The 20,548-nt window shown below is 70.2% G+C and carries 27 protein-coding genes; 18 read left to right on the forward strand and 9 right to left on the reverse strand.

From position 1 onward, the window contains the following. The first annotated feature begins 51 nt into the window (after positions 1 to 51). From ribD to ribH, 5 genes are read left to right on the forward strand one after another with little or no spacing between them, the layout of a single operon-like run. Positions 52 to 1,062 carry a bifunctional diaminohydroxyphosphoribosylaminopyrimidine deaminase/5-amino-6-(5-phosphoribosylamino)uracil reductase RibD gene (gene ribD, locus ABN611_RS22415; RefSeq protein WP_350281668.1) on the forward strand — a complete coding sequence of 337 codons (1,011 nt, stop codon included), beginning with the start codon at positions 52 to 54 and terminating at the stop codon, positions 1,060 to 1,062. Beyond that, on the forward strand, positions 1,063 to 1,686 hold the full coding sequence (locus tag ABN611_RS22420) for a riboflavin synthase (RefSeq protein ID WP_350274173.1): 624 nt from the start codon (positions 1,063 to 1,065) through the stop codon (positions 1,684 to 1,686). Further along, positions 1,683 to 2,351, forward strand: a complete 669-nt coding sequence (pnuC, locus tag ABN611_RS22425) for a nicotinamide riboside transporter PnuC (protein WP_350274174.1) — start codon at positions 1,683 to 1,685, stop codon at positions 2,349 to 2,351. The genes ABN611_RS22420 and pnuC overlap by 4 nt, the downstream gene beginning before the upstream one ends. Position 2,352: 1 nt before the next feature. After that, on the forward strand, positions 2,353 to 3,591 hold the full coding sequence (locus tag ABN611_RS22430; RefSeq protein ID WP_350274175.1) for a bifunctional 3,4-dihydroxy-2-butanone-4-phosphate synthase/GTP cyclohydrolase II: 1,239 nt from the start codon (positions 2,353 to 2,355) through the stop codon (positions 3,589 to 3,591). Then, complete coding sequence (gene ribH, locus ABN611_RS22435; protein ID WP_350274176.1) at positions 3,591 to 4,067, forward strand: 6,7-dimethyl-8-ribityllumazine synthase; 477 nt, start codon at positions 3,591 to 3,593, stop codon at positions 4,065 to 4,067. Before ABN611_RS22430 ends, ribH begins: the two co-directional genes overlap by 1 nt. Positions 4,068 to 4,091: 24 nt before the next feature. Here ribH and ABN611_RS22440 read toward each other — a convergent pair whose 3' ends face one another. Beyond that, positions 4,092 to 4,958 (reverse strand): aminoglycoside phosphotransferase family protein, encoded by an 867-nt coding sequence (locus ABN611_RS22440; protein ID WP_350274177.1) that lies wholly within the window; start codon positions 4,956 to 4,958, stop codon positions 4,092 to 4,094. Between the two features lie 66 nt (positions 4,959 to 5,024). Here ABN611_RS22440 and ABN611_RS22445 point away from each other — a divergent pair, with 66 nt between their 5' ends. After that, entirely contained in the window at positions 5,025 to 6,023 is a 999-nt protein-coding gene (locus ABN611_RS22445) for an aminoglycoside phosphotransferase family protein (RefSeq protein WP_350274178.1), read from the forward strand. A gap of 175 nt (positions 6,024 to 6,198) precedes the next feature. On the opposite strand, the gene ABN611_RS22450 is transcribed toward ABN611_RS22445, so the two are convergent. After that, positions 6,199 to 7,158: a hypothetical protein gene (locus tag ABN611_RS22450; RefSeq protein ID WP_350274179.1), complete on the reverse strand. Its 960-nt coding sequence runs from the start codon at positions 7,156 to 7,158 to the stop codon at positions 6,199 to 6,201. A gap of 64 nt (positions 7,159 to 7,222) precedes the next feature. Between ABN611_RS22450 and ABN611_RS22455 the strand changes: the two genes are divergently transcribed. Then, positions 7,223 to 8,188 carry a WYL domain-containing protein gene (locus ABN611_RS22455; RefSeq protein WP_350274180.1) on the forward strand — a complete coding sequence of 322 codons (966 nt, stop codon included), beginning with the start codon at positions 7,223 to 7,225 and terminating at the stop codon, positions 8,186 to 8,188. Here the strand turns inward: ABN611_RS22455 and ABN611_RS22460 are convergent. Continuing rightward, a complete protein-coding gene (locus ABN611_RS22460; protein ID WP_350274181.1) occupies positions 8,179 to 8,646 on the reverse strand; it encodes a MarR family transcriptional regulator in 468 nt (155 codons plus the stop codon). The two genes, ABN611_RS22455 and ABN611_RS22460, sit on opposite strands and share 10 nt — an antisense overlap. Positions 8,647 to 8,729: 83 nt before the next feature. Between ABN611_RS22460 and ABN611_RS22465 the strand changes: the two genes are divergently transcribed. Beyond that, positions 8,730 to 9,368 carry an NAD(P)H-binding protein gene (locus tag ABN611_RS22465; protein ID WP_350274182.1) on the forward strand — a complete coding sequence of 213 codons (639 nt, stop codon included), beginning with the start codon at positions 8,730 to 8,732 and terminating at the stop codon, positions 9,366 to 9,368. 11 nt (positions 9,369 to 9,379) lie between these two features. Beyond that, complete coding sequence (locus ABN611_RS22470) at positions 9,380 to 9,928, forward strand: DUF1772 domain-containing protein (RefSeq protein ID WP_350274183.1); 549 nt, start codon at positions 9,380 to 9,382, stop codon at positions 9,926 to 9,928. Here the strand turns inward: ABN611_RS22470 and ABN611_RS22475 are convergent. Then, entirely contained in the window at positions 9,824 to 10,816 is a 993-nt protein-coding gene (locus ABN611_RS22475) for a P1 family peptidase (RefSeq protein WP_350274184.1), read from the reverse strand. The genes ABN611_RS22470 and ABN611_RS22475 overlap by 105 nt on opposite strands. 18 nt (positions 10,817 to 10,834) lie before the next feature. On the opposite strand from ABN611_RS22475, the gene ABN611_RS22480 reads away from it, so the two are divergent. The 4 genes from ABN611_RS22480 to ABN611_RS22495 are packed head-to-tail and all read left to right on the forward strand — an operon-like array spanning position 10,835 to position 13,237. Continuing rightward, a complete protein-coding gene (locus ABN611_RS22480) occupies positions 10,835 to 11,527 on the forward strand; it encodes an MBL fold metallo-hydrolase (RefSeq protein WP_350274185.1) in 693 nt (230 codons plus the stop codon). Positions 11,528 to 11,578: 51 nt separating this feature from the next. Next, the gene (locus tag ABN611_RS22485; RefSeq protein WP_350274186.1) at positions 11,579 to 11,842 is read left to right on the forward strand and encodes a phosphoribosyl-ATP diphosphatase; all 264 of its coding nucleotides are present in this window, start codon (positions 11,579 to 11,581) and stop codon (positions 11,840 to 11,842) included. Positions 11,843 to 11,889: 47 nt separating this feature from the next. After that, positions 11,890 to 12,738, forward strand: coding sequence for an ATP phosphoribosyltransferase (gene hisG / locus ABN611_RS22490; RefSeq protein ID WP_350274187.1), 849 nt, complete (start codon positions 11,890 to 11,892; stop codon positions 12,736 to 12,738). A gap of 16 nt (positions 12,739 to 12,754) precedes the next feature. After that, positions 12,755 to 13,237: a PH domain-containing protein gene (locus ABN611_RS22495; protein ID WP_350274188.1), complete on the forward strand. Its 483-nt coding sequence runs from the start codon at positions 12,755 to 12,757 to the stop codon at positions 13,235 to 13,237. Here ABN611_RS22495 and ABN611_RS22500 read toward each other — a convergent pair. Next, positions 13,215 to 14,099: an aldose 1-epimerase family protein gene (locus ABN611_RS22500; protein WP_350274189.1), complete on the reverse strand. Its 885-nt coding sequence runs from the start codon at positions 14,097 to 14,099 to the stop codon at positions 13,215 to 13,217. The genes ABN611_RS22495 and ABN611_RS22500 overlap by 23 nt on opposite strands. 91 nt (positions 14,100 to 14,190) lie before the next feature. Here ABN611_RS22500 and ABN611_RS22505 point away from each other — a divergent pair, with 91 nt between their 5' ends. From ABN611_RS22505 to ABN611_RS22515, 3 genes are read left to right on the forward strand one after another with little or no spacing between them, the layout of a single operon-like run. Further along, on the forward strand, positions 14,191 to 14,535 hold the full coding sequence (locus ABN611_RS22505) for a YciI family protein (protein ID WP_350281669.1): 345 nt from the start codon (positions 14,191 to 14,193) through the stop codon (positions 14,533 to 14,535). 2 nt (positions 14,536 to 14,537) lie between these two features. Next, positions 14,538 to 15,761, forward strand: coding sequence for an RNA polymerase sigma factor (locus tag ABN611_RS22510; RefSeq protein WP_350274190.1), 1,224 nt, complete (start codon positions 14,538 to 14,540; stop codon positions 15,759 to 15,761). A gap of 41 nt (positions 15,762 to 15,802) precedes the next feature. Beyond that, the gene (locus ABN611_RS22515; RefSeq protein ID WP_350274191.1) at positions 15,803 to 16,255 is read left to right on the forward strand and encodes a group II truncated hemoglobin; all 453 of its coding nucleotides are present in this window, start codon (positions 15,803 to 15,805) and stop codon (positions 16,253 to 16,255) included. Here the strand turns inward: ABN611_RS22515 and ABN611_RS22520 are convergent. Together ABN611_RS22520 and ABN611_RS22525 are read right to left on the reverse strand one after the other, a co-directional pair. Then, the gene (locus tag ABN611_RS22520) at positions 16,234 to 16,905 is read right to left on the reverse strand and encodes a hypothetical protein (RefSeq protein ID WP_350274192.1); all 672 of its coding nucleotides are present in this window, start codon (positions 16,903 to 16,905) and stop codon (positions 16,234 to 16,236) included. The two genes, ABN611_RS22515 and ABN611_RS22520, sit on opposite strands and share 22 nt — an antisense overlap. After that, a complete protein-coding gene (locus ABN611_RS22525; protein ID WP_350274193.1) occupies positions 16,892 to 17,398 on the reverse strand; it encodes a hypothetical protein in 507 nt (168 codons plus the stop codon). The genes ABN611_RS22520 and ABN611_RS22525 overlap by 14 nt, the downstream gene beginning before the upstream one ends. An 88-nt stretch (positions 17,399 to 17,486) precedes the next feature. Between ABN611_RS22525 and ABN611_RS22530 the strand changes: the two genes are divergently transcribed. Beyond that, the gene (locus ABN611_RS22530; RefSeq protein ID WP_350274194.1) at positions 17,487 to 18,002 is read left to right on the forward strand and encodes an SseB family protein; all 516 of its coding nucleotides are present in this window, start codon (positions 17,487 to 17,489) and stop codon (positions 18,000 to 18,002) included. On the opposite strand, the gene ABN611_RS22535 is transcribed toward ABN611_RS22530, so the two are convergent. Beyond that, positions 17,978 to 18,421, reverse strand: a complete 444-nt coding sequence (locus tag ABN611_RS22535) for a DUF1707 domain-containing protein (RefSeq protein WP_350274195.1) — start codon at positions 18,419 to 18,421, stop codon at positions 17,978 to 17,980. The genes ABN611_RS22530 and ABN611_RS22535 overlap by 25 nt on opposite strands. Before the next feature lie 120 nt (positions 18,422 to 18,541). Here ABN611_RS22535 and ABN611_RS22540 point away from each other — a divergent pair, with 120 nt between their 5' ends. Then, positions 18,542 to 19,249, forward strand: coding sequence for a TetR/AcrR family transcriptional regulator (locus ABN611_RS22540; protein WP_350274196.1), 708 nt, complete (start codon positions 18,542 to 18,544; stop codon positions 19,247 to 19,249). Here the strand turns inward: ABN611_RS22540 and ABN611_RS22545 are convergent. Beyond that, complete coding sequence (locus ABN611_RS22545) at positions 19,246 to 20,415, reverse strand: glycosyl hydrolase (RefSeq protein ID WP_350274197.1); 1,170 nt, start codon at positions 20,413 to 20,415, stop codon at positions 19,246 to 19,248. The genes ABN611_RS22540 and ABN611_RS22545 overlap by 4 nt on opposite strands. Between the last annotated feature and the right edge of the window lie 133 nt (positions 20,416 to 20,548).

Consider the following 20,548-nt stretch of genomic DNA (forward strand, 5'->3'; position numbering starts at 1 on the left):
CAGCGCGGACCGTGACGACGAGGGGCCCGAGCAGTGAACGACGCGTCGCCGATGGATGTCGCCTGGATGCGGCGTGCCGTCGAGCTGGCCGCGAGAGGGATCGGCGGCACGCATCCCAATCCGGTCGTCGGCTGTGTGATCACCGGCCGCGACGGGCATCCGGTGGGCGAAGGCTTCCATGCCGTTGCCGGCGGCCCGCATGCCGAGGTCGAGGCGCTCCGGATGGCCGGGGCCGCGGCCCGCGGCGGGACGGCGTACGTCACCCTGGAGCCCTGCAACCACACCGGCCGGACCGGTCCGTGCGCGGACGCGCTGATCGAGGCGGATGTCGCGCGCGTCGTGTACGCCGTACCGGATCCGAACCGGACCGCGGCGGGGGGCGCCGACAAGCTGGCCAGCAAGAACATCGAGGTCGTGCAGGGCGTCCTGCGTGCCGAGGCCGAGGCGGTCAATCACGTCTGGCTGCACAGCGTCCGGGCCGGCCGGCCTTTCGTCACCTGGAAGTTCGCGACCACGCTCGACGGGCGGTCCGCGGCGCCGGACCGGACCAGCAAGTGGATCACCGGCCCGATCGCGCGGGCCGACGTGCACCGGCTGCGGGCCGAGTGCGACGCGATCGCGGTCGGTACCCAGACGGTGCTCGCCGACGACCCGGAGCTGACGGTGCGCGACGAGAACGACGTACCCGCGGCGCGGCAGCCGCTGCGGGTGGTGGTCGGCGACCGCGAGATCCCGCCGGCCGCGCGGGTCCGCAACGACCGCGCGGAGACCCTGCTGCTGCCGACCCACGATCCCGCCGAGGTGCTCCGGCAGCTGGACGACCGGCAGATCCGGCACCTCTGGCTCGAAGGCGGCCCGACGCTGGCCGCCGCGTTCCTGCGCGCCGGTCTGGTCGACCAGATCGTCGCGTACGTCGCCCCGGCCGTCCTCGGCTCCGGGTACGCCGCGGTCGGCGACCTCGGCGCGGAATCGATCGACCACCTGCGGCGGTTCAAGCTAGCGGACGTCACCCGGCTCGGCGACGACGTCCGGCTGACCCTGGTCCCTCTGGGAGGAAAGTAGATGTTCACCGGCATCATCGAGGAACTCGGCACCGTCGAGTCCCTGGACCTACTGGACGGCGACGCCGCCCGGCTCACGATCCGCGGCCCCAAGGTGACCGAGGACGCCGGCCACGGCGACTCGATCGCGGTCAACGGCTGCTGCCTGACGGTGACCGACCACGGCGGTGCGACCTTCACCGCGGACGTGATGCGCGAGACGTTGCGCCGTACCAGCCTCGGCGGCCTGGAGAAGGGCTCGCCGGTCAACCTGGAGCGCGCGGTCACCGCCCACGAGCGGCTCGGCGGCCACATCGTCCAGGGCCACGTCGACGGCACCGGCACGATCGCGTCCCGCAACCCCGGCGAGCACTGGGAGGACGTCCGGGTCGCGACCTCGCCGGAGATCCTGCGGTACGTCGCCGAGAAGGGCTCGATCGCCATCGACGGGGTCTCGCTGACCGTCGTCGACGTCGACGACGCGACCGGCACGTTCGGGGTCAGCCTGATCCCGACGACGCTGGAGCTGACCGTGCTCGGCCGCAACCAGGTCGGCGACACCGTCAACCTCGAGGTCGACGTCATCGCGAAGTACGTCGACAGGCTGCTTGCCACGGGCAACGTGAGCGACGGGGGCGTGCGGTGATCGACTGGCTGTTGCACTCCGAGGTGACGATCGCCGGCTCGCCGGTGCTCGTCCGGGAGATCGTCGGCAACGTGTTCGGGCTGGCCAGCGCGCTGTTCGGGATGCGCCGGCTGGTCGCCGCGTGGCCGGTCGGCATCGTCGGCAACGTACTGCTGTTCACGGTCTTCGTCGGCGGGATCTTCGACACCCCGCAGGACAAGGACCTCTGGGGCCAGGCCGGGCGGCAGGTGTTCTTCGCGCTGGTCAGCCTGTACGGCTGGTACCGGTGGTACCAGACCCGGCACCACGGCGCCGCGGCGGCGGTGCAGCCGCGCTGGGCCACGGCCCGGGAGCGGCTCGAGCTGCTCGGTCTCGCGGTGGTGCTGTACGCGATCTCGTACTTCGTGCTGCGCGAGCTCGGGTCGTGGGGCCCGCAGTGGGACGCGTGGATCCTCACCGGCTCGATCCTGGCGACGTACGGGATGGCCCGCGGGTTCGTCGAGTTCTGGCTGATCTGGATCGCGGTCGACGTGGTCGGCGTACCGCTGCTGCTGCAGTCCGGGTTCTACCCGTCGGCGACGATGTACATCGTCTACGGGCTGTTCTGCGTTGTCGGGTTCGGGTCGTGGTGGCGGATCCAGAACCGGGAGCGCGCCGAGACTCCTGAGCCGGTGGTGGTGGGTTGAGATGGGCGACGTACTGAAGCTCGACACGATCGAGCACGCGATCGAGGAGATCCGCGCCGGCCGGCCGGTGATCGTGGTCGACGACGAGGATCGGGAGAACGAGGGCGACCTGATCTTCGCCGCGTCCAAGGCGACGCCGGAGTTGCTGGCGTTCCTGATCCGGTACAGCTCCGGCGTGGTCTGCGTACCGATGGAGGGCGCGGAACTCGACCGGCTCGCGATCCCGCTGATGACCCCGCACAACCGGGAGCGGATGCGGACCGCGTACACGATCTCCGTCGACGCGCGCGACGGGATCAGCACCGGGATCTCGGCGGCCGACCGGGCGCGGACGATCCGGGTACTGACCGACTCGGCCTCGGAGCCGTACGACCTGGTGCAGCCGGGGCACGTGTTCCCGCTGCGCGCCCGGGAAGGCGGCGTACTGGTGCGGCCCGGGCACACCGAGGCGTCGGTCGACCTGGCCCGGATGGCCGGGCTGACGCCCGCCGCGGTGATCTCGGAGCTGGTGAACGACGACGGCACGATGAAGCGCGGGCACGACCTGCGGACCTTCGCGGACGAGCACGGGCTGGTGCTGGTGTCGATCGACGACCTGATCCGGTACCGGCGCCGTACCGAGTCCCAGATCCAGCGGGTCGCCACGACGACGCTGCCGACGCAGTACGGCGATTTCGTTGCCCACGGCTACCGCAACACGGTGGACGGGTCGGAGCAGCTCGCGCTGGTCCGCGGCGAGATCGGCGACGGGCCGACGCTGGTGCGGCTGCACTCGGAGTGCCTGACCGGGGACGTGTTCGGGTCGCTGCGGTGCGACTGCGGGCCGCAGCTCGACGAGGCGCTCCGGCAGGTCGCTGCTGAGGGTGGTGTGGTGGTCTACCTGCGCGGTCATGAGGGGCGGGGGATCGGGCTGCTGCACAAGCTGCAGGCGTACGAGCTGCAGGACGCCGGGCGGGACACCGTCGACGCGAACCTGGACCTCGGGCTGCCTGCCGATGCCCGCGACTACGGCACCGGGGCGCAGATCCTCGCCGACCTCGGGGTGACGTCGGTGCGGTTGCTGACGAACAACCCGGACAAGCTCGCCGGCGTCCAGGGGTACGGGATCGACGTCGTCGAACGGCGCGGGATCTCTATCGACCCGACCGAGCACAACCTGCGGTACCTGCGCACGAAGCGCGACCGAATGGGCCACCACTTGCCCGGTGGCCTGCTGACCGAAGAGAACGGAGCCGGCTGATGTCGGGCAGTGGAGCACCCACCATCGAGGTACCCCGCGTCGAAGGCGCCCGGGTCGCGGTCGTCGCCGCCCAGTGGCACCCCAAGGTCACCGACGGCCTCCTCGCCGGCGCCCTCCGCGCTCTGGAGGACTCGGGCGTCACGGACCACACCGTGATCCGGGTCCCCGGCTCGTTCGAACTGCCTGTTGCGACGCTGCATGCGGCGAAGTCCGGGTACGACGCTGTGGTTGCGTTGGGCGTGGTGATCCGTGGCGACACCCCGCACTTCGAGTACGTCTGCCAGGCGGCGACGGAGGGCTTGATGCAGGTAGGCGTCACGACCGGAGTACCGGTCGGCTTCGGCGTCCTCACCTGCGACAACGACCCCCAGGCCCTGGACCGAGCAGGCCTCCCCGACAGCCGAGAAGACAAAGGCTACGAAGCCACCCAAGCAGCCCTCTCCACCTTGGCAGCCGTCCGCCAACTAACCGTGTAACCCACGCGCGCTCCTGGCGGCGATCTAGGGAAGGTTGAGGCGTTTGGCGAGGGTGTCGAGGGTTGGCCAGGGTGGGCCTTGGCGGAGGGAGTGGAGGAGTTCGTTTCCGAATTGTCTGCTGTTCGGGAACTGGTCGGTGTGGTCCCAGCGCCAGGCTGCGACCATCGCGAGGACTAGTTGGCGGCAGTCGTCCAGGAGTTTCTGGTCGACGTTCGGGTAGTGCTTGCAGACCGCGTCCGGTACGTGGGCCAGGTCGAACTCGACCGGGCCTCGGCAGCAGGTCTCGAAGTCGATGAACAGTGCGCCGTTCTTCGTACTGAGCACATTGCCTGGATGCGGTTCGCCGTGGAGTAGTTGTTCTGCGGCGCCACGATCGTCGATTGCCTGGCGTACGTCTCGCAGCGTGCGGATGAGGAACGCACGATCCGCGTCGGCGAGTTTCGGTGAGCGGTCCGGGTTCTCGACGGTCTCTTCCGCTTCCGCGACTCGATCCGTGAACCGCGGGCTCGGCAGCTCCACCTTGCGCATGCCTGCGTGCAGCTGCTCCAGCGCCTCGGCGTACTCGGCTGGGGTGAGGTGAGATGCCGCCGGCTCGTAGTACGTCCAGAGGGTGATCGCGAAGCCGTCGTGCTTGTACACCAGCGGCTCCACCCGAGGCTCCAGCGTTGCGACCGGGGATCCGGCGTCCGCGAGGCGTTGAGCGAGTTCGATCTCGAACTCAGCAACCTCTTGCCCCACGGGCGCGACCCGGGCGAAGACGTCGGACGGCGTCAGGCGCAAGGCCAGCTTGTTCGAGTTGTGCAGCACGATCGCGTTGTCGGCCGGCAGACCCTGCGCCGTGGCGATCGAAGTTGCGGCCGCGGTAGCGCGCGTCACGTCGTACGTGTCCATAGCCCGGTCAGGCTACCTTCGTCATCTCGCCCTGTCCCTCGTATTTGAAGGCCACCGGGAGGCAACGTGCACACGCCGACGCCGGAAGACATCGCCGGACGGTTCGAGCTGGGCACGCCGTACGGCGACCTTGTCCATGTCCGGCGGGGCGATACCGACGCGTGGCGGCTCGACACCTCGCGCGGAAGCTACTTCGTCAAGGGGTACTTCGCGGCGACGGGCGGACAGTTCCACGGTGAGCACCTGTCCGACCAGTTGGCTGCCGCGATGGCGTTCGAACGGCGGGCGCTCGAGGCCGGTGTGGACATGCCTGAGCCGATCACCCCGACCGAGCCGGACCTGGGTTGGGTGGCGCGGATCGAGGACCGGCTGTTCCGGGTCCACCGATGGATCGAGCACTCGACGTCCGAGTCCGATGTCTCGACCTGGCTCGGCCGGACGATGCTGAAGGTTCATCGGCTGCGGCCGGTCGGCGCGGTCGGCCTGCCCGACTGGTGGCGGCAAGCAGTTCATCCGCCCGCGACCTGGGACCGATGGGTCGCTGATGCGCGACGTCGCGACCTCGCCTGGGCGGGACTGCTTGGAGACACCATGCCGCACATTCGCGCGGTCACCGAGCGCATCGCCGGCATCTGCGACATCGCCCCGGACGTCGTGACAACGCACGGCGACTTCAAGACCCACAACATTGTCATGTCTCCCGAGGGTCCCGTACTGGTCGACTGGGACAGCGTGCGCACCGACAGCGCAGCCCTCGAAGCCGGGCGGGTCGCGTACATCTTCGGCGCCGGCGAACCCGATCCGGTACGGCGGATCCTCGCCGCGTACGTCGCCTCCGGCGGAGACATCAGTTGGCCCGGCCCGGACCTCTTCCTCAGCGTGTCCCGAAACCAGGTCCAGGTCCTCAGCGAGCAGATCCGCGTCTCACTCGGCGAGGCCCCGGCACCCCGCTGGATGGGCGCCAGACCCGCGATCGACGCCGCCATAACTCACACCCTGCGAACCCTTCCCACCAACCTCGCCCACCTGCGCCACCTCACCTCCACCCTCGACAACCTCGCCTAGCCCATCGCACGCGCGCTTCACGCACCGCAGTACCTGCGCGGGCTCCATCGACGTACACGATCTGCGACACCTCCTGGGGACTGACGACAAGTAATTGCCTGTCGCCAGTCCCCAGGAGGTGTTCACAACGCATGGGGTCCGCCCACCGACCCCCTGCCGCCGACCTGCGCTGTGATCAGTCCAGGCGGGTGTGGGTCATGTGCCAGTTCGGGGTCCAGGTCTGGCCGTTGTCGGTGGAGAAGGCCTGTTCCCAGGCGGCCTTGTCGGTGCCGGGGGTCCAGAGGAACCGGACGTCGATGGGTTGGCCGTCCCATTCGTCGGGGCCTTCGAAGGTGCCGGTGCCGTTCTCGAAGGAACCGATGACGGGGGTTTCCAAGTGGCCTCGGGTGCTGTTGATCCAGTGGATGGACCACGTTCGGGTCTCGGGGCTGTAGAGGCGGAACGTCGCGCCGCGGAAGCCCTCGCTCGGGAACCAGCCTTCGTCGAAGCTGATGGCGCCGTCGAAGTACGTCGTCGCCTGCAGCGTGGCGTCGTGTTCGTACCATTCGTGCGGTTCGCCGAGGACGGGGCGGCGGCGCCGGTTGTGGAAGGACCAGCGGCCGACGAGGAAGTCGAAGTCGTCGGTGAGCTTCGGGACGTCCAGTGCCGGCGGGGGAGTGTCGCGGCGGGTGAAGTCCATGATCCAGTTGGTTTCCCAGGTCTCGCCGCCGTCGTTCGAGTACGCCTGCTCCCAATGCGCGGTCTCGTCCGTGATGTCCGACCATTCGTAGCTGCACAGGATCGGCTTGCCCTCGTGGGTGTCGTCGCCGACCATCCGGCACCGCGACCCGTCCGTGCTCCACTCGCCCCGCACCGGCGGGTAGAGCGTCATCGTGGTGCTGCTGACCCACCAGATGCTCCACAGTTTCGCCGTCGGGTCGAACACCCGCAGCGACAGCCCGTACGACCCCCGCCCCGGGAACCGCATCTCGTCGATGCTGATCGCGCCGTCGAAGTACGTGTGCGCCGTCGTCGTCCCGTCGTCCTCGGTCCACTCGTCGCACCCCACGAAGGCATCCTTGAGCCTGCGGTGGTGGACGTCGAAGTACCCGTTGAGGAAGTCGAAGTCGCCGGTCACCTTGGTCCATGTCGTCATGGGCACCAAGCGTGCGAGCGAAACCTGACAACCCATGGCAGCGATCAGCACTAACCTCGGAGGTATGCGTTCGAGCCGGCTGTTGTCGATCCTGCTGTTGCTGCAGACGCGCCGGCAGCTGACCGCACGCGAACTCGCCGACGAGCTCGAGGTCTCGCTCCGGACGATCTATCGCGACGTCGAGGCGCTCGCGGCCGCCGGTGTCCCGGTGTACGCCGACCAAGGCCGAGCCGGCGGGTATCGCCTGGTGGAGGGGTACCGCACCCGCCTCACCGGGCTTACCGAACAGGAGGCCGCCGCACTCTTCCTGGTCGGCATGCCCGGCGCCGCCGCCGCGCTCGGGCTCACTGCCGAGACCAGCGCCGCCGAGCTCAAGCTCCTTGCCGCGCTCGCACCCGACCAGCGGGATCGCGCCGGCCGCCTGAAGAACCGCTTCCACCTCGACCTGCCCGCCTGGTACCAGGACGCCGAGGACTCGCCCCACCTCTCCGCCGTCGCCGACGCCGTACTCCACGACCGCCGCGTCAAGGTGCGGTACCGCCGCTGGGAGGCGCCCCGCGAGGTCGAGCGCACCCTCGAGCCGTACGGTCTCGTCCTGAAGAACGGCAGCTGGTACGTCGTCGCGGCCACGCCCGGCGGCTTGCGCACGTACCGCGTCTCCAACATCCTCGAGCTCACCGCCACCGACGAGGAGTTCGAGCGCGCCGCCGACTTCAACCTCGTACGGTTCTGGCAGGAACACCTGGAGGGCTTCGACAAGACCCGCTTTACCGCCGAGGCCGTCGTCAAGGTGTCACCCCGCCTCGCCGCCAAGATGTACGACGTCTCGTACCCGGCGCTCGTGAAGGCGGTGACGGCCGCAACGCCCGAAGCGGACGGCAGCGTCACCGTGACCATCCCGATCGAGTCGGTCGCGAACGCCGCCGCGTCGCTCAGCCGCTTCGGCGACGCGATCGAAGTACTGCGACCAGCGGAGCTGCGGGCCGAGCTCCGCGACCTCGGCACGAAGCTGCGCGACCTCTACTCCTGAGCCAGCTCACCGTTGGCGCGCTGCCCGGCCTCCGTACTGCGCCGCAGGAAGTCCGCGATCAGCGTGAGCTCCTCGTCGCTGTAGTCCGCGAGGACGTCGTCCATCGCGCCGATCATCGGCCGGTACAGCCGGAACACCTCGGTGCCGCGGTCCGGAAGCACGCGGATCGTCACGCTGCGCCGGTCCGCCCGGGCGCGGTCGCGGGCGATCCAGCCGCCGCGTTCGAGGCGGTCCAGGATGCCGGTCAACGTCGCCGGATGCAGGCCGGCCTGGCGGGCGAGCGCGCTCGGGGTGAGCGGGCCGTTCCGGGCAAGGACGTCGAGGCAGTCCAGGTCGACGTCCTTCAGCGCCAGCTTGCCGCCGATCTGGTGGTTCAGCAGGGCGAGCTGGATGCGCAGGTCGCGGAGCGCGGTCTTGATCTCGTTCCCGGTCCGGCGGCGGTGGCGCGGGTCACTCATTTATCTCTGTTCCATATCTTATGAGTTCCGTACTATATGAATTGGAGAGCAGATTTCACGGTAGCGCACAGGAGGCGGTCGGGATGAGGATCACGGTGTTCGGCGCGACGGGCGGGATCGGCGGGCACGTCGTACGGCAGGCGCTCGACGCGGGGCACAAGGTGACGGCGGTGGTGCGTACGTCGTCCGCGTTCGAGGTGCAGCATCCGTCGCTGGAGGTCGTCCGGGTGCCGGGGCTGGACGCCGCGGAGCCGTTGCGGGAGGCCGTCGACGGGAGTACGGCGGTGATCTCCGGCGTCGGGCCGCGCGGGCGCAAGTCCGGGCCGGTCGCGTCCCGCAGTACGAAATCGATCCTCGCGGCGATGGAGGCGGCCGGGGTACGGCGGTTCGTCGCGGTCAGCGCCGCGCCGCTCGGGCCGATCCCGCCGGACGAGAGCTTCCTGAACCGGCGGGTGGTGCACCCGCTGATCAACGCGTTCGCCGCCGAGGTGTACGCCGACCTGCGCGTGATGGAAGCGGACATCGCCGGCAGCGCCACGGAGTGGACGATCGTGCGCCCGCCGAAACTCACCGGCAAGCCGCTGACGGGCCGCTACCGCACAGTCGTAGGCGGCACCGTCACCAAGGGCTACCTGATCTCCCGCGCCGACGTCGCCCACCTGATGCTCGCCGTACTCGCCAACCCGGCAACCGTCGCCCAACCGGTCGGCGTGGCGTACTGATGTTGCGGATCGTGCGTGCCGTCAGCCTGCTGTTCGCCGGGCTCTTCGCCGGGTTCCTGCTGGGCGTGCTGGTGCTCGAGAACTCGTTGCGTGGCTTCGACCCCGCGGTCTACACGCAGGTGCGCCTGGTGGAGCTGGAGTCGCTGGACACCTTGGCGTCCGTGACGCTCGTCCCGGCGATCGTGACGACGCTGGTCCTGGTGTTTCTTGCCCGGGGCAATGACCGGCGACTGGTACTGCTGGGTGCCGCGTTGCTGGTCGTGGTGTTCGCGACGACGCTGGCGATCAACCTGCCGATCAACTCGGATCAGGCGGGGTGGTCGGTCGCCGCTCCGCCCGCGGACTGGGAGAACGTCCGCGACCGCTGGCAGCTCGCGCACCTGGCCCGGACGGTCGCGGCCGTCACGGCGTTCGTGGTCCTGCTCGCGTCGGCGGTGTGGGGTGGCGGGAAGAAATCAGATGACACCGGCCGCCGTCAGCCGGTCGACGAGGAGGTCGTGGGAGACCGCCTGGACGGTGCGGTTCTCGAAGCCCGTCGTGGTCTGCGCCATGGTCAGTGAGTTGAGGAGGGCCTCCTCGACGGATTCGGTGACGGCCTGGAACGGGGTGCGGAGGTCGCGGTCGGCGTAGTTCGGCGTACGGCTGGTGCTGAAGGCGATCGCGTAGTCGCCGCTGCCGGGGGCGTAGTCGGAGCCGACGCGAGCCATCGCGAAGATCGCCCGGCGCGCGAGCCGCCCGAGCTGGCGGGCGTCCAACGGCAGATCGGTCCCGACAACGATCATGCACGAGTTGCCGTCAGCATCAATCCCCGGAGCCGGCACCGGCGCCCCGAGCACCGTCAACAACCCCGAGAAGTTCGCCTGCACCAACGCCCCAACAACCCCGCCGCCTGCGCCCGGATCGCCGACGACCCGGGAGGCGGTACCGATGCCGGCTTTGAAGCCGAGGGCGGAGGTGCCGGTGCCGGCTCCTGCGCAGCCTTCGGCGGGGAGGGCTGACGACGCGGTGTTCAGGGCGGTGTGGACGTGGTCCGGGGTGATCGGGCGGCGGCGGATGTCGGAGAGGTGGGCGTCGTTGGTTTCGCCGACCACCGGGTTGAGGCTGGTGGCGTGCGGGTTGCGGTCCAGGAGCCAGGTGATCAGCGCGTCGGCGACGCGGAACGTGCTGAGGGTCCCGGTGAGCAGGATCGGCGTCTCGATCACCCCGAGCTCGTCCACCTGCGTACTCCCGATCAGCTTCCCGTACCCGTTGCCCACCGCAACCGCGGCCGGCAACGTGTCCTCCCAGCCCTCCGGCACGATCGCGGTCACCCCGGTGTTCAGCCCGTCCCCGGTGATCGTCGTCTGGCCGACCCGCACCCCAGGTACGTCGGTCAGTGCATTGAGCGGCCCGGTGGGCAGCGTGCCGACCGTGATGCCGAGGTCGCGGACCCTCCGTGGTGTCTGCATGCGACTATCGTCGGCCACATGCTGCAGCACCTGACCGGTCGGGTCTGGCTCTACCCGCACGACCCGGACCCGGAGGCGATCCGCCCGTCCGTCGCCGTGATCGCGGACGACCGCGGCAGCGTCCTCGTCGACGCCGGCAACAGCCCCGAGCACGCCCGCACGATCGGTACGGCGATCGAGGCCGCCGGCCTGCCCGCGCCGAAATGGCTCGTCTACACCCACCACCACTGGGACCACACCTGGGGCGCCTGCGCCTGGCCCGACGTCACCGTCGTCGCCCACGCCACCGCCGTCGACCTCCTGACCGCCGAAGCCGACCGCCCGTGGAGCCACCGCTACCTCCGCGACCAGGTCGAGGCCAACCCCAAACTAGGCCCCAGCTTCCGCGCCCGGGCCCTCGCCGTCGCGGACTGGGCCGACTTCCGCATCGTCGTACCGCACCAGACCTTCGACGAGGCCCTCGCCCTCCCCACCGGCGTCGTACTCCGTCACGTCGGCGGCAACCACGCGCCCGACTCCACGATCGTCCTGGCCGACGGCGTGGCCCTCCTCGGCGACGCCTTCTACCCACCGCCGTACCACGTCCGCACCCCGGAAGACGCCCCGGACTACGCGATGATCAAGCGCCTACTGTCCGAACGCCACGCCTGGTACGTCGACGCCCACTCGCCCCCACGCCGCCTGTCCGAGGCGCTCGCCCAGTCCGGCTAGCGGACCTGGTGACGGAGCACGGGGATCGAACCCCGTAGGCTGGGGCGCGCGATGAAGACATTCGAGGAGCTGTTCGCCGAGCTGGACGAGAAGGCGCGGACGCGGCCGGAGGGTTCCGGGACCGTGGCGGCGCTGGATGCCGGCGTGCACGCGATCGGCAAGAAGCTGGTCGAAGAGGCCGCCGAGTCCTGGATGGCCGCCGAGTACGAGAGCAAGGACCGGGCCGCGGAGGAGCTGTCCCAGCTGCTGTACCACGCCCAGGTGATGATGCACGCGCTCGGCCTGGACCTCGACGACGTGTACCGACATCTGTAGGAGCACCCCACAGCCACCGGTTCACGTCACCCCAGGAAGGCAGTGCCATGCTGCGCGTCGCAGTACCGAACAAGGGCTCGCTGAGCGAAGCCGCCACCGAAATGCTGTCCGAGGCCGGCTACAAGCAGCGCCGGACCACCAAGGACCTGACTCTGACCGACGCGGCCAACGAGGTCGAGTTCTACTACCTCCGGCCGCGGGACATCGCCGTGTACGTCGGCGAGGGCACGCTCGACGTCGGCATCTCCGGCCGTGACCTGGTGCTCGACTCGCACGCGGACGCCGAGGTGATCATGGGCCTCGGCTTCGGCTCCTCCACGTTCCGGTTCGCCGGGCGGCCGGGGGTCGCGGAGTCGGTGAAGGACCTGGCCGGCAAGCGGATCGCCACGTCGTACGCCGGGGTACTCCAGGACCACCTCGCCGAGAACGGTGTCGACGCCTCGGTCGTCCGCCTGGACGGCGCGGTCGAGTCGGCCGTGCAGCTGGGCGTCGCGGACGTGATCGCGGACGTCGTCGAGACCGGTACGACGCTGCGCCAGGCCGGCCTGGAGGTGTTCGGGGACCCGATCCTGCAGTCCGAGGCGGTGCTGATCAAACGCCTCGGCGTCGAGACCCCGCCGAACGGCCTGCACCAGCTGGTCCGGCGGCTCGAGGGCGTCCTGATCGCACGCAACTACGTGATGATGGACTACGACATCCGCGCCGAGGACGTCGACGCGGCCACGGCGGTCGCGCCCGGCCTGGAGTCGCCGACGATCTCCCCGCTGCACCGGCAGGGCTGGGTCGCCGTCCGCGTGATGGTGCAGCGGGCCGAGGCGCAGCGCCTGATGGACCAGTTGTGGGAGGTGGGAGCTCGTGCCATCCTCACCACCGACATCCACGCCTGCCGGATCTGACCTTCCCGAGGCTGCTATGGCCCAGTCCGAGCCCAGACCCGCCGGCGACCGGCTGTTCACGTTCCATCCGCGGATCGTGGCGTTGATGGCCGGTGGGATGGGGTTGTCGCTGATCGCCGTCTTCGGCGTGATCTGGTTCCGGCTGTCCCCGGAGGACCAGGCGACGTTCAGCTGGTTCCAGCGGATCACGCTGCTGGCGTTCTTCGGCGCGGTGCTGTGGATCCTGTACCGGATGTCGACGCTGCGCGTGACGGCGTACCCGGACCGGCTACGGGTGCGGAACGTCTTCAAGTCGTACACGCTGCGCTGGTCCGAGATCACCGCGCTGCGGTTCCGGCCGGGCGACGCGTGGCTGCAGCTGTTCGACGCCGACGACAACCGGCTCGGCATCCTCGCGGTGCAGGCTGCCGAGGGTGCGCGGGCGAGCCGCGCCGCGAAAGAACTCGCGGCGGTCGCCCGCGACCACGGCGCCGGACCTAGACCGAGACCTGAAAACTAGTCGTGTGCGACTCGCCCGGCTTCAGGACGACCAGATCCTGACCGGTGCGGAAGGCGTCCGGCGGGCAGGTCATCGGCTCGACCGCGAGCGCCGTACGCCCGACCGCCTCGCCGGTGAACAGCTGCATCCACGGCGTGGTACTCGTCAGCACCGACCGGGTGCCGCTGTCCGGATCGGTCAGCGTGACCGACCACTCGGCAGCCAGGCCGGTGAACGCGTAGTCGATCGAGGTCGACCCGATCACGCGGCCGGTGCGGAAGTCGTACGGCGAGTCGGCGACCGGCGTCAGCCCGACAGGTGACATCTGGTCCGCGGACACTTCCAGGCGGTCGGCTGCGGTGAATTCGAGGACGCATGTGTCGATCGGGCGTCCTACGGTCAGATACGGATGCGCTCCATAGCCGTACGGCGCTGCACTCCTGCCGATGTTGGTGGCAGTGGCGGTGACCGTGAGCCTGTCGGTCAGGCGGTAGTCCAGCCGTACGTCGAGTTGGTGGGGGTAGCCGGGCTGGCCGTGCAGGCGGTGACCGACGGCGAGGGCGGCCTCATCCGACCCGTCGTCGAGACGCAGCCAGTTCGCCCACCGGGTCAGGCCGTGGATCGCGTTGTGCCGCGCGGGCTCGGTGAGGGCGAGCTGCTGGTCGGCGCCGTCGAAGGTGTACTGCCCGTCGGTGATCCGGTTCGGCCACGGGAACAGGTGCTGCCCGATCCCGGCGTGCGCCGCCTCGTCCTCGCCGTACCCGAGCAGGACCGGGCGCCCGTCGTACGTGAGCTCGCGCAGCCCGCCGCCGACGCTCACCACCATCGCCTCGTACCCGCCGCCGCGCAGCACCCACTGCTCACCTGAGGGGGAAACATTCATGCGGACAATCCTCACCGACGCTGTCCATCGGCGGCGACCCCGTTCGTGGTGATGCTGTAAACACGCACACAGGAGGTACGACGTGAAGTACATGCTGCTGATCAACGCCGGCGAGCTGGACCCGCAGAACACGCCGGTCGGCTGCGAGCCCGAGGACTGGATGCGGTTCGACAAGGAGATCACCGACTCCGGTGTGGTGGTCGCGTCCGAGTCGCTGGCCGACCTGGTCACCTCGACCCGCGTCCAGGTCGCCAACGATGGCAAGCGGACCGTCACCGACGGGCCGTTCGCGGAGACCCGGGAGGTGCTCGGCGGGTTCTACGTGATCGACGTACCGGATCTCGACGCGGCGCTCGAGTGGGCCGCGAAGTGCCCGGGGTCGCGCGGCGGCGGTTCGGTGGACGTGCGGCCGGTCGCCGAGTTCCCCGGGGCCTGACGGTGGACCAGGTCGAGGCGGTCTTCCGGGAGGAGCGCGGCCGGCTGCTGGCCGCGCTCGCCCGCCGGTTCGGCGACCTCGACCTGGCCGAGGAGGTCACGTCGGAGGCGATCGAGGCGGCGCTCACCCGCTGGCCGGTCGACGGCGTACCGCCGAACCCGGGCGGCTGGCTGATGACCACCGCCCGGCGCAAGGCGGTCGACCGGCTCCGGCGTGACCAGGTGTACGCCGCGAAGCTGGCGATCCTGCAGGTCGAGGCGGACCGCTCCGCGCCGCAGGCGACCGGGGACGAACTGCCGGACGAACGGCTGCAGCTGTTCTTCACCTGCACCCACCCCGCGCTCGCGCCCGAGGACCGCGGCGCGCTGACACTGCGCTGCCTGGCCGGCCTGACCACGCCGGAGGTGGCGCGGGCGTTCCTGGTCCCGACGGCGACGATGGCCAAGCGGATCGTCCGGGCGAAGAAGAAGATCCGGGAGGCGCGGATCCCGTTCCGCGTCCCCGGCCCGGACGAGCTCCCGGACCGCCTGCCCGGTGTCCTGCAGGTGATCTACTCCGTCTTCACCGAGGGGTACGCCGCCAGCTCCGGGCCGTACCTGCAGCGCATGGACCTCGCCGAGGAAGCGATCCGGCTGGCCCGGATCCTGCACCGGCTGCTGCCGGACGCCCGCGAGGCGACCGGGCTGCTGGCGCTGATGCTGCTGATCCACGCCCGCCGCGACGCCCGGACCGGACCGGACGGCGAGCTCGTCCTGCTCGAGGACCAGGACCGTAGCCGCTGGGACCACGAGCTGATCGCCGAGGGCCGCGACCTGGTCGTGGCCGCGCTGACGGGCGGACCTGCCGGGCCGTACGCGGTCCAGGCCGCGATCAACGCCGTCCACGACGAGGCCGCCGACTTCGCCGGAACCGACTGGCCCCAGATCGTCCAGCTGTACGACGTACTCCTGGAGCTCGACCCGTCGCCAGTGGTCGCCCTCAATCGCGCCGCCGCCGTCGCGCTACGGGACGGTCCCGAGGTGGGGCTCGCGCTGCTCGACGAGCTGGCGGGGGAGCCGGTGCTGAAGGACTACCACCCGTTCGCCCTGGCCCGCGCGGACCTGCTGCAGCGGCTCGGCCGCGTGCCCGAGGCGATCACCGCGTACCTGTACGCCCTGACCCTGGCCGGCTCCGAACCGGAACGCGCACACGTCCGGCGACGGCTCGCCGACCTGTCGGACGCCTGAGCGTTGTCAGCGGGCGGTCTCTGCGGTCAGGATGCTGTCGCATGGGGACCGTTTACGAAGCGGCGGGTGGGGCCGACGGCATGCTGCGGCTGGCGGCGGCGTGGCACGAGCGGGTGATGGCCGACGAGATCGTCAGCCACGCGTTCCACGGCGGCGCGAAGCCCGATCACACCGAGCGGCTGGCGGCGTACTGGGGTGAAGCGCTCGGCGGGCCGCCGACGTACACGACGACGTACGGCGACGAGGCGTCGGTGCAGCGCCGGCACGCCGGGAACGGCGAGCACGACGAGATGAACCGGCGCGCGATCGCCTGCTTCGACGAGGCACTGGCCGACGCCGGGATCGACGACGAGCAGGTGCGGACCGTGCTGCACGAGTACTTCGCCTGGGCGACCTTCACCACCATGTACCGGCACCGGCTCGACGACGTCGACGACGGTCAGGCCGTGCCGCGCTGGTCGTGGGACGGGCTTCAGGAAGCGGCGGAGTCGTGAGGCGGTAGCGCCACGGACTTCGCGACGAGTTCGCGGGCGGGGTCGAACGGCACCGAAGGGTTGCCGTCGACGATCACGTGCGCGCGGGAGCGGGTGGCCTGCTCGGCGAAGTGGTCGCGCTCCCAGCGCATCCAGTCGAGCCAGTGGTCGCGCCACGCCTCGCCGTCGCGCTCGATGCCGCGCTCCAGGCGGACCTCGTTCGACGTCTCGACCCACAGCCGCAATGACTGCCAGTGCGCGGCGTCCCGGTCGCAGGCGGTGACACCTTCGACGATCAGCAGTTCGACGGTGTTCGGTACGACGTGCAGTTCGGCGTACGCGCCCTGGTGCCAGTCGTAGCGGCGGTACCGTCCCTCGCGGCCGTCGGCCAGCCGCTGCAGGACGTGGTCGCGGAGCAGTCCGAAGCCGCGCTCGGCGCCGGTCCAGCCCTCGTAGAGGTCGTCCATGTGGACGACGTAGGTGTTGAGATCGCGAGCGGCGGCCCGGGCGGCGAGGGCGGCGGCGACGGTGGTCTTACCGGAGCCTGCCGGTCCGTCGATGCCGATCAGCCGGGTGCGGCCGAGCTGGGGCGAGCCGTCCTGGACGTTGTCCAGGAGCGAGTCGATGGTCAGGGGCGAGCCGTGGTCAGCGGCTTTCTCAGTTGATTCCATGGCGCTTCAGGATGTCCTCGATCTCGTCGAACTCCGACGATTCCTGCTGCTTCGCCTTCCCCTTTGACGGCCTATTGGATCGCGCAGCAGCTTGAGCGGTATCGGCTGTCGCGGGTTCGGGACCCTGGGACGACAGCTCTCCCGCGGGCGAGGCGGGCTTCTTCTTCGGTGCCTTCTCCTTGTTCCCACCGCGGCCGCGGGCCACACCGGAAACGACGTACAGCACGACCGAGACGCCGAACAGCGCGACACCGGCCCAGACGGTCGGCGAGAAGATCAGGTGCGTGACCCAGCTCACGGCGGAGCGGACCACGTCCCAGACGAGCTCCAGCAGGCCGGTCAGGTACAGCGAGACCGGCAGCAAGGACCAGGCCACGCCGCGCGTGCCGGCCGCCACCCCGCGGCGCCGCCAGGCGAACCACGAGCCGATCAGACCGAGCAGCGTGAGGCCTACGCAGAACGGCAGCAGCGTCAAATCGTTGAAGTCAGGCACATACCCAGGCTCGCACAGTTGCCCTCCGATCCAAGAGGGGAACAGCCCTGACGCACCCCTGAAAGACCGGTCCGGGGAGAATGGGCGCGTGCAACCACCCGTGCAACCACCCGGTCGACCACCAGAGCGGCGACTGGCCTTCACCGGATTCGGCAACGACGACGGGTCGGCGGATCCCGCGCTGGCCAAGGCGCTCGCGGACGGTGACGGCGGCGCGGTGCTCGCGGCGCTGACGAGAGCGCGGCTGCTGGTGCCGGTGGTCGCGATACTCGGCGAGGTCGAGTACGACGACAGCGGGCTGGCGCACGACAAGACCTCGGACATGGCCGTCGCGCTGCTCCGGGGGCAGGACGGACGGAACGCGCTGCTCGCGTTCACGGGCGCCGAGAGCCTGGCCCGCTGGAATCCGCAGGCCCGCCCGATGCCGCAGCACACCCAGTTGGTCGCCACCGCGGCGATCCAGGAGGGCGCGGCCGCGATCGTCCTCGACATCGCCGGCCCAGCCACGGGCGTGATCGAGACCGACGACGTACGGCGCCTCGCCGCCGGCCTTCAGGTGGTCCGCCTGGAAGACGGCGGCTACGCGTGGATCGAGCCGCGCTGAACCTGCTGTACGACGGTCTTGCGGTGGTACGTCTCGTGAGTCCACCACAGGATGCCGACGACCGCGCCGAGGCCGAGGTCGGAGTACAGCCACCACGGCCAGTCGAAGTGGCCGAAGAACGCGAGCGACAGCCAGACGACGAACTGGACGACGGCGCCGACCAGCCAGACGCCGGTGACGACCTGCAGTCCGGTGCTGAGTCCGCGCGGCGGCACGGCGTCGTCGACGCCGGCGAAGACCTCGCGCAGCTCGCCGCGGACGAGCGCCGCGTCGAGCAGTTCGTGCCGCTCGGTGGCCTGCGGCGGGGTGAGCCGGCCGCGGCGGACGGCGGTGTCCAGCTTGGCCGCGGCGGCCTGCCGGTCGGCGGCGGACAGCTTGACCTGATCGGGGAGCAACAGCGGATCGAGAACGGTGGTCATGACGGGTACCTACGCTTTCGTGAGGGATGCTGGTAAAAAGCGTAGGGATTGAACAGTTGCGGATCCCTGGTGCTGGGATCCCGATCGAGGTGGTGCTGGCACCCCCGGGAGAAGGTGGTCATGAGCGAGGAACTGCCGCCCGGTCTGGAGCTGGCCTGGGGTGTGCTCCCGGCGCAGCGACGCGGGCCGAAGCCGGCGCTGTCGGTCGAGCAGATCGTGGCCACCGGCATCGAGTTCGGCGACCGGCACGGGTTCGAGGCGGTCTCGCTGCAGCGGATCGCGGCACATCTCGGCGTCACCACCAACGCGATGTACCGCTACGTCCGGTCCAAGGAGGAGCTGGTCGTGCTCGTCCACGACAAGGCGGTCGGGCTGCCGCCCGAGCTTCCGTCCGGGTGGCGCGCGGCGGCGATCGCGTGGGTGGACGCGCAGGTCAGGTTGTACGCGGACCGCCCGTGGCTGCTCGACGTACCGGTCCGCGGGGCGCCCGTCACGCCCAACCTGCTGCGCTGGCTCGAGGTGATGCTCGCGGCGCTCGCCGAAACCGGGTTGAGCCAGCACGACAACCTCGGCTGCCTGGTGCTGCTCGACGGACACGTGCGCAACTACGCGAACCTCGCGCGGCAGCTCGGCGCGAGCGACAGCACGCCGGTGCAGGCGGAGCAGGTCGGCCGGTTCCTGGTCCCGCGGTTGATCGAGGGCAACTATCCGACGCTGGCGTCGCTGTACCTCAACCACGAGTACGAGGACGAGCTCGACGACGACCTCGACTTCGGCCTCGCGCGCATCCTCGACGGCATCGAGGTGCTGATCAACAAAGCGTCCTAGGGCAGGACGATCCGCACCGGGCCGTCGGCGCGGGCCGCGACCCACTGCCGGTGGAAATCGCTGCCGGGGGCAACTTCCGGGCGCCGGGAGGGTTCCGTCCGCAGGTTCGCCGGAGCGGTCAGCGTGGTGGTGGGCTCCTGCGCCCGGACGCCGTTCGCCTTGACGTCCGCGATGATGTCGGCGAGCGCCTGCGCGGCCGGCTTGCGCTGGTGATCGACGGTGAACAGGCCGAGGTCGTACTCGCGGTCCGGGAAGTCGAGCAGCCGCCGGTCGATGTCGTGCGACGACCACCACGTCACGCCGTACAGCGACGGGTTCGTGAGCACGGTCCCGACCGTACGGCGGGTGAACTCGGCCTGCAGGTCGACGGGGATGTCAGGGCCGGGTACGCCGATCTCCTGCAGCCAGACGGGCCGGTCCGGGTCGAGCGCCGTGGCCCGGGCCAGCTCGATCAGGTAGTCGGCGTGCGTGAGCGTGGCCGGCCCGAGCGGGCCGTCGACGCGCGAGACGCCGTTGAAGACCCACGAGTGCACGGTGGTCAGGTCGCCCAGGTTCACCGCGTCGGCCGGGTGGAACGGGTGGTCGGCGCTGTACCACGCGTCGTCGAACACGGAGTGCAGTGCCAGGACGTCGGGCGCGGCCTTCTTCAGCGTGGTCAGCAGTTCCTGGGCCCACGCGGTCGAGGACTCCGCGGTCGTCGGGCTGTCGGGCCAGAGGTTGTTGACCTCGTTGCCCAGGGTGATCGCGAAGACGTTCTGCTTCGTCGCGACGGCGCGGGCGACGGTGTCGACGTACGTCGCGAGGCCGTCGCGGACCGTGCGGTCCTCGAAGAGGCTGGCCTTGTGCCAGGTCAGCATCCACGAGGGCAGGAAGTCGAAGCTGGACAGGTGGCCCTGGATCAGGTCGACCGCGACGGTCAGGCCGTGCTCGGCGGCCGCGTCGATCGTGTCCAGCAGGTCGGCGATCGCGCGCTCGCGGAGGATCGCCCGGTTCGGCTGGATCCACGGCCAGACCGGGAACACCCGGACGTGGTCCAGGCCCAGCCCGGCCAGGTCGGCGAAGTCCCGCCGGACGGCGTCCGGGTCGTAGTCCAGCCAGCTGTAGAACCATCCCGCCGAGGGAACGTAGTTCGCACCGAACCGGGGCGTGACGGTCTGCAAAGCCATGCCGAGGATGCTAAATCGGTTTAGGCCACAAGGGCAACTGCACCGCCACCCCAACCAACCACCCGCCCCGGCCGACCTCTCCCCGGGCGAACCCTCCAGCTGAGTGGGCATCCCCCGAACTGGAGGGTTGCCC

The organism is Kribbella sp. HUAS MG21 (assembly GCF_040254265.1).
GTDB lineage: Bacteria > Actinomycetota > Actinomycetes > Propionibacteriales > Kribbellaceae > Kribbella.

Coding starts and splice junctions, on each gene's coding strand:
- ribD (WP_350281668.1), top strand. CDS start 52: ATGGATGTCGCCTGGATGCGGCGTGCCGTCGAGCTGGCCGCGAGAGGG.
- ABN611_RS22420 (WP_350274173.1), top strand. CDS start 1,063: ATGTTCACCGGCATCATCGAGGAACTCGGCACCGTCGAGTCCCTGGAC.
- ABN611_RS22430 (WP_350274175.1), top strand. CDS start 2,353: ATGGGCGACGTACTGAAGCTCGACACGATCGAGCACGCGATCGAGGAG.
- ribH (WP_350274176.1), top strand. CDS start 3,591: ATGTCGGGCAGTGGAGCACCCACCATCGAGGTACCCCGCGTCGAAGGC.
- ABN611_RS22440 (WP_350274177.1), bottom strand. CDS start 4,958: ATGGACACGTACGACGTGACGCGCGCTACCGCGGCCGCAACTTCGATC.
- ABN611_RS22450 (WP_350274179.1), bottom strand. CDS start 7,158: ATGACGACATGGACCAAGGTGACCGGCGACTTCGACTTCCTCAACGGG.
- ABN611_RS22455 (WP_350274180.1), top strand. CDS start 7,223: ATGCGTTCGAGCCGGCTGTTGTCGATCCTGCTGTTGCTGCAGACGCGC.
- ABN611_RS22460 (WP_350274181.1), bottom strand. CDS start 8,646: ATGAGTGACCCGCGCCACCGCCGCCGGACCGGGAACGAGATCAAGACC.
- ABN611_RS22465 (WP_350274182.1), top strand. CDS start 8,730: ATGAGGATCACGGTGTTCGGCGCGACGGGCGGGATCGGCGGGCACGTC.
- ABN611_RS22475 (WP_350274184.1), bottom strand. CDS start 10,816: ATGCAGACACCACGGAGGGTCCGCGACCTCGGCATCACGGTCGGCACG.
- ABN611_RS22480 (WP_350274185.1), top strand. CDS start 10,835: ATGCTGCAGCACCTGACCGGTCGGGTCTGGCTCTACCCGCACGACCCG.
- ABN611_RS22485 (WP_350274186.1), top strand. CDS start 11,579: ATGAAGACATTCGAGGAGCTGTTCGCCGAGCTGGACGAGAAGGCGCGG.
- hisG (WP_350274187.1), top strand. CDS start 11,890: ATGCTGCGCGTCGCAGTACCGAACAAGGGCTCGCTGAGCGAAGCCGCC.
- ABN611_RS22495 (WP_350274188.1), top strand. CDS start 12,755: ATGGCCCAGTCCGAGCCCAGACCCGCCGGCGACCGGCTGTTCACGTTC.
- ABN611_RS22500 (WP_350274189.1), bottom strand. CDS start 14,099: ATGAATGTTTCCCCCTCAGGTGAGCAGTGGGTGCTGCGCGGCGGCGGG.
- ABN611_RS22505 (WP_350281669.1), top strand. CDS start 14,191: ATGCTGCTGATCAACGCCGGCGAGCTGGACCCGCAGAACACGCCGGTC.
- ABN611_RS22515 (WP_350274191.1), top strand. CDS start 15,803: ATGGGGACCGTTTACGAAGCGGCGGGTGGGGCCGACGGCATGCTGCGG.
- ABN611_RS22520 (WP_350274192.1), bottom strand. CDS start 16,905: ATGGAATCAACTGAGAAAGCCGCTGACCACGGCTCGCCCCTGACCATC.
- ABN611_RS22535 (WP_350274195.1), bottom strand. CDS start 18,421: ATGACCACCGTTCTCGATCCGCTGTTGCTCCCCGATCAGGTCAAGCTG.
- ABN611_RS22540 (WP_350274196.1), top strand. CDS start 18,542: ATGAGCGAGGAACTGCCGCCCGGTCTGGAGCTGGCCTGGGGTGTGCTC.
- ABN611_RS22545 (WP_350274197.1), bottom strand. CDS start 20,415: ATGGCTTTGCAGACCGTCACGCCCCGGTTCGGTGCGAACTACGTTCCC.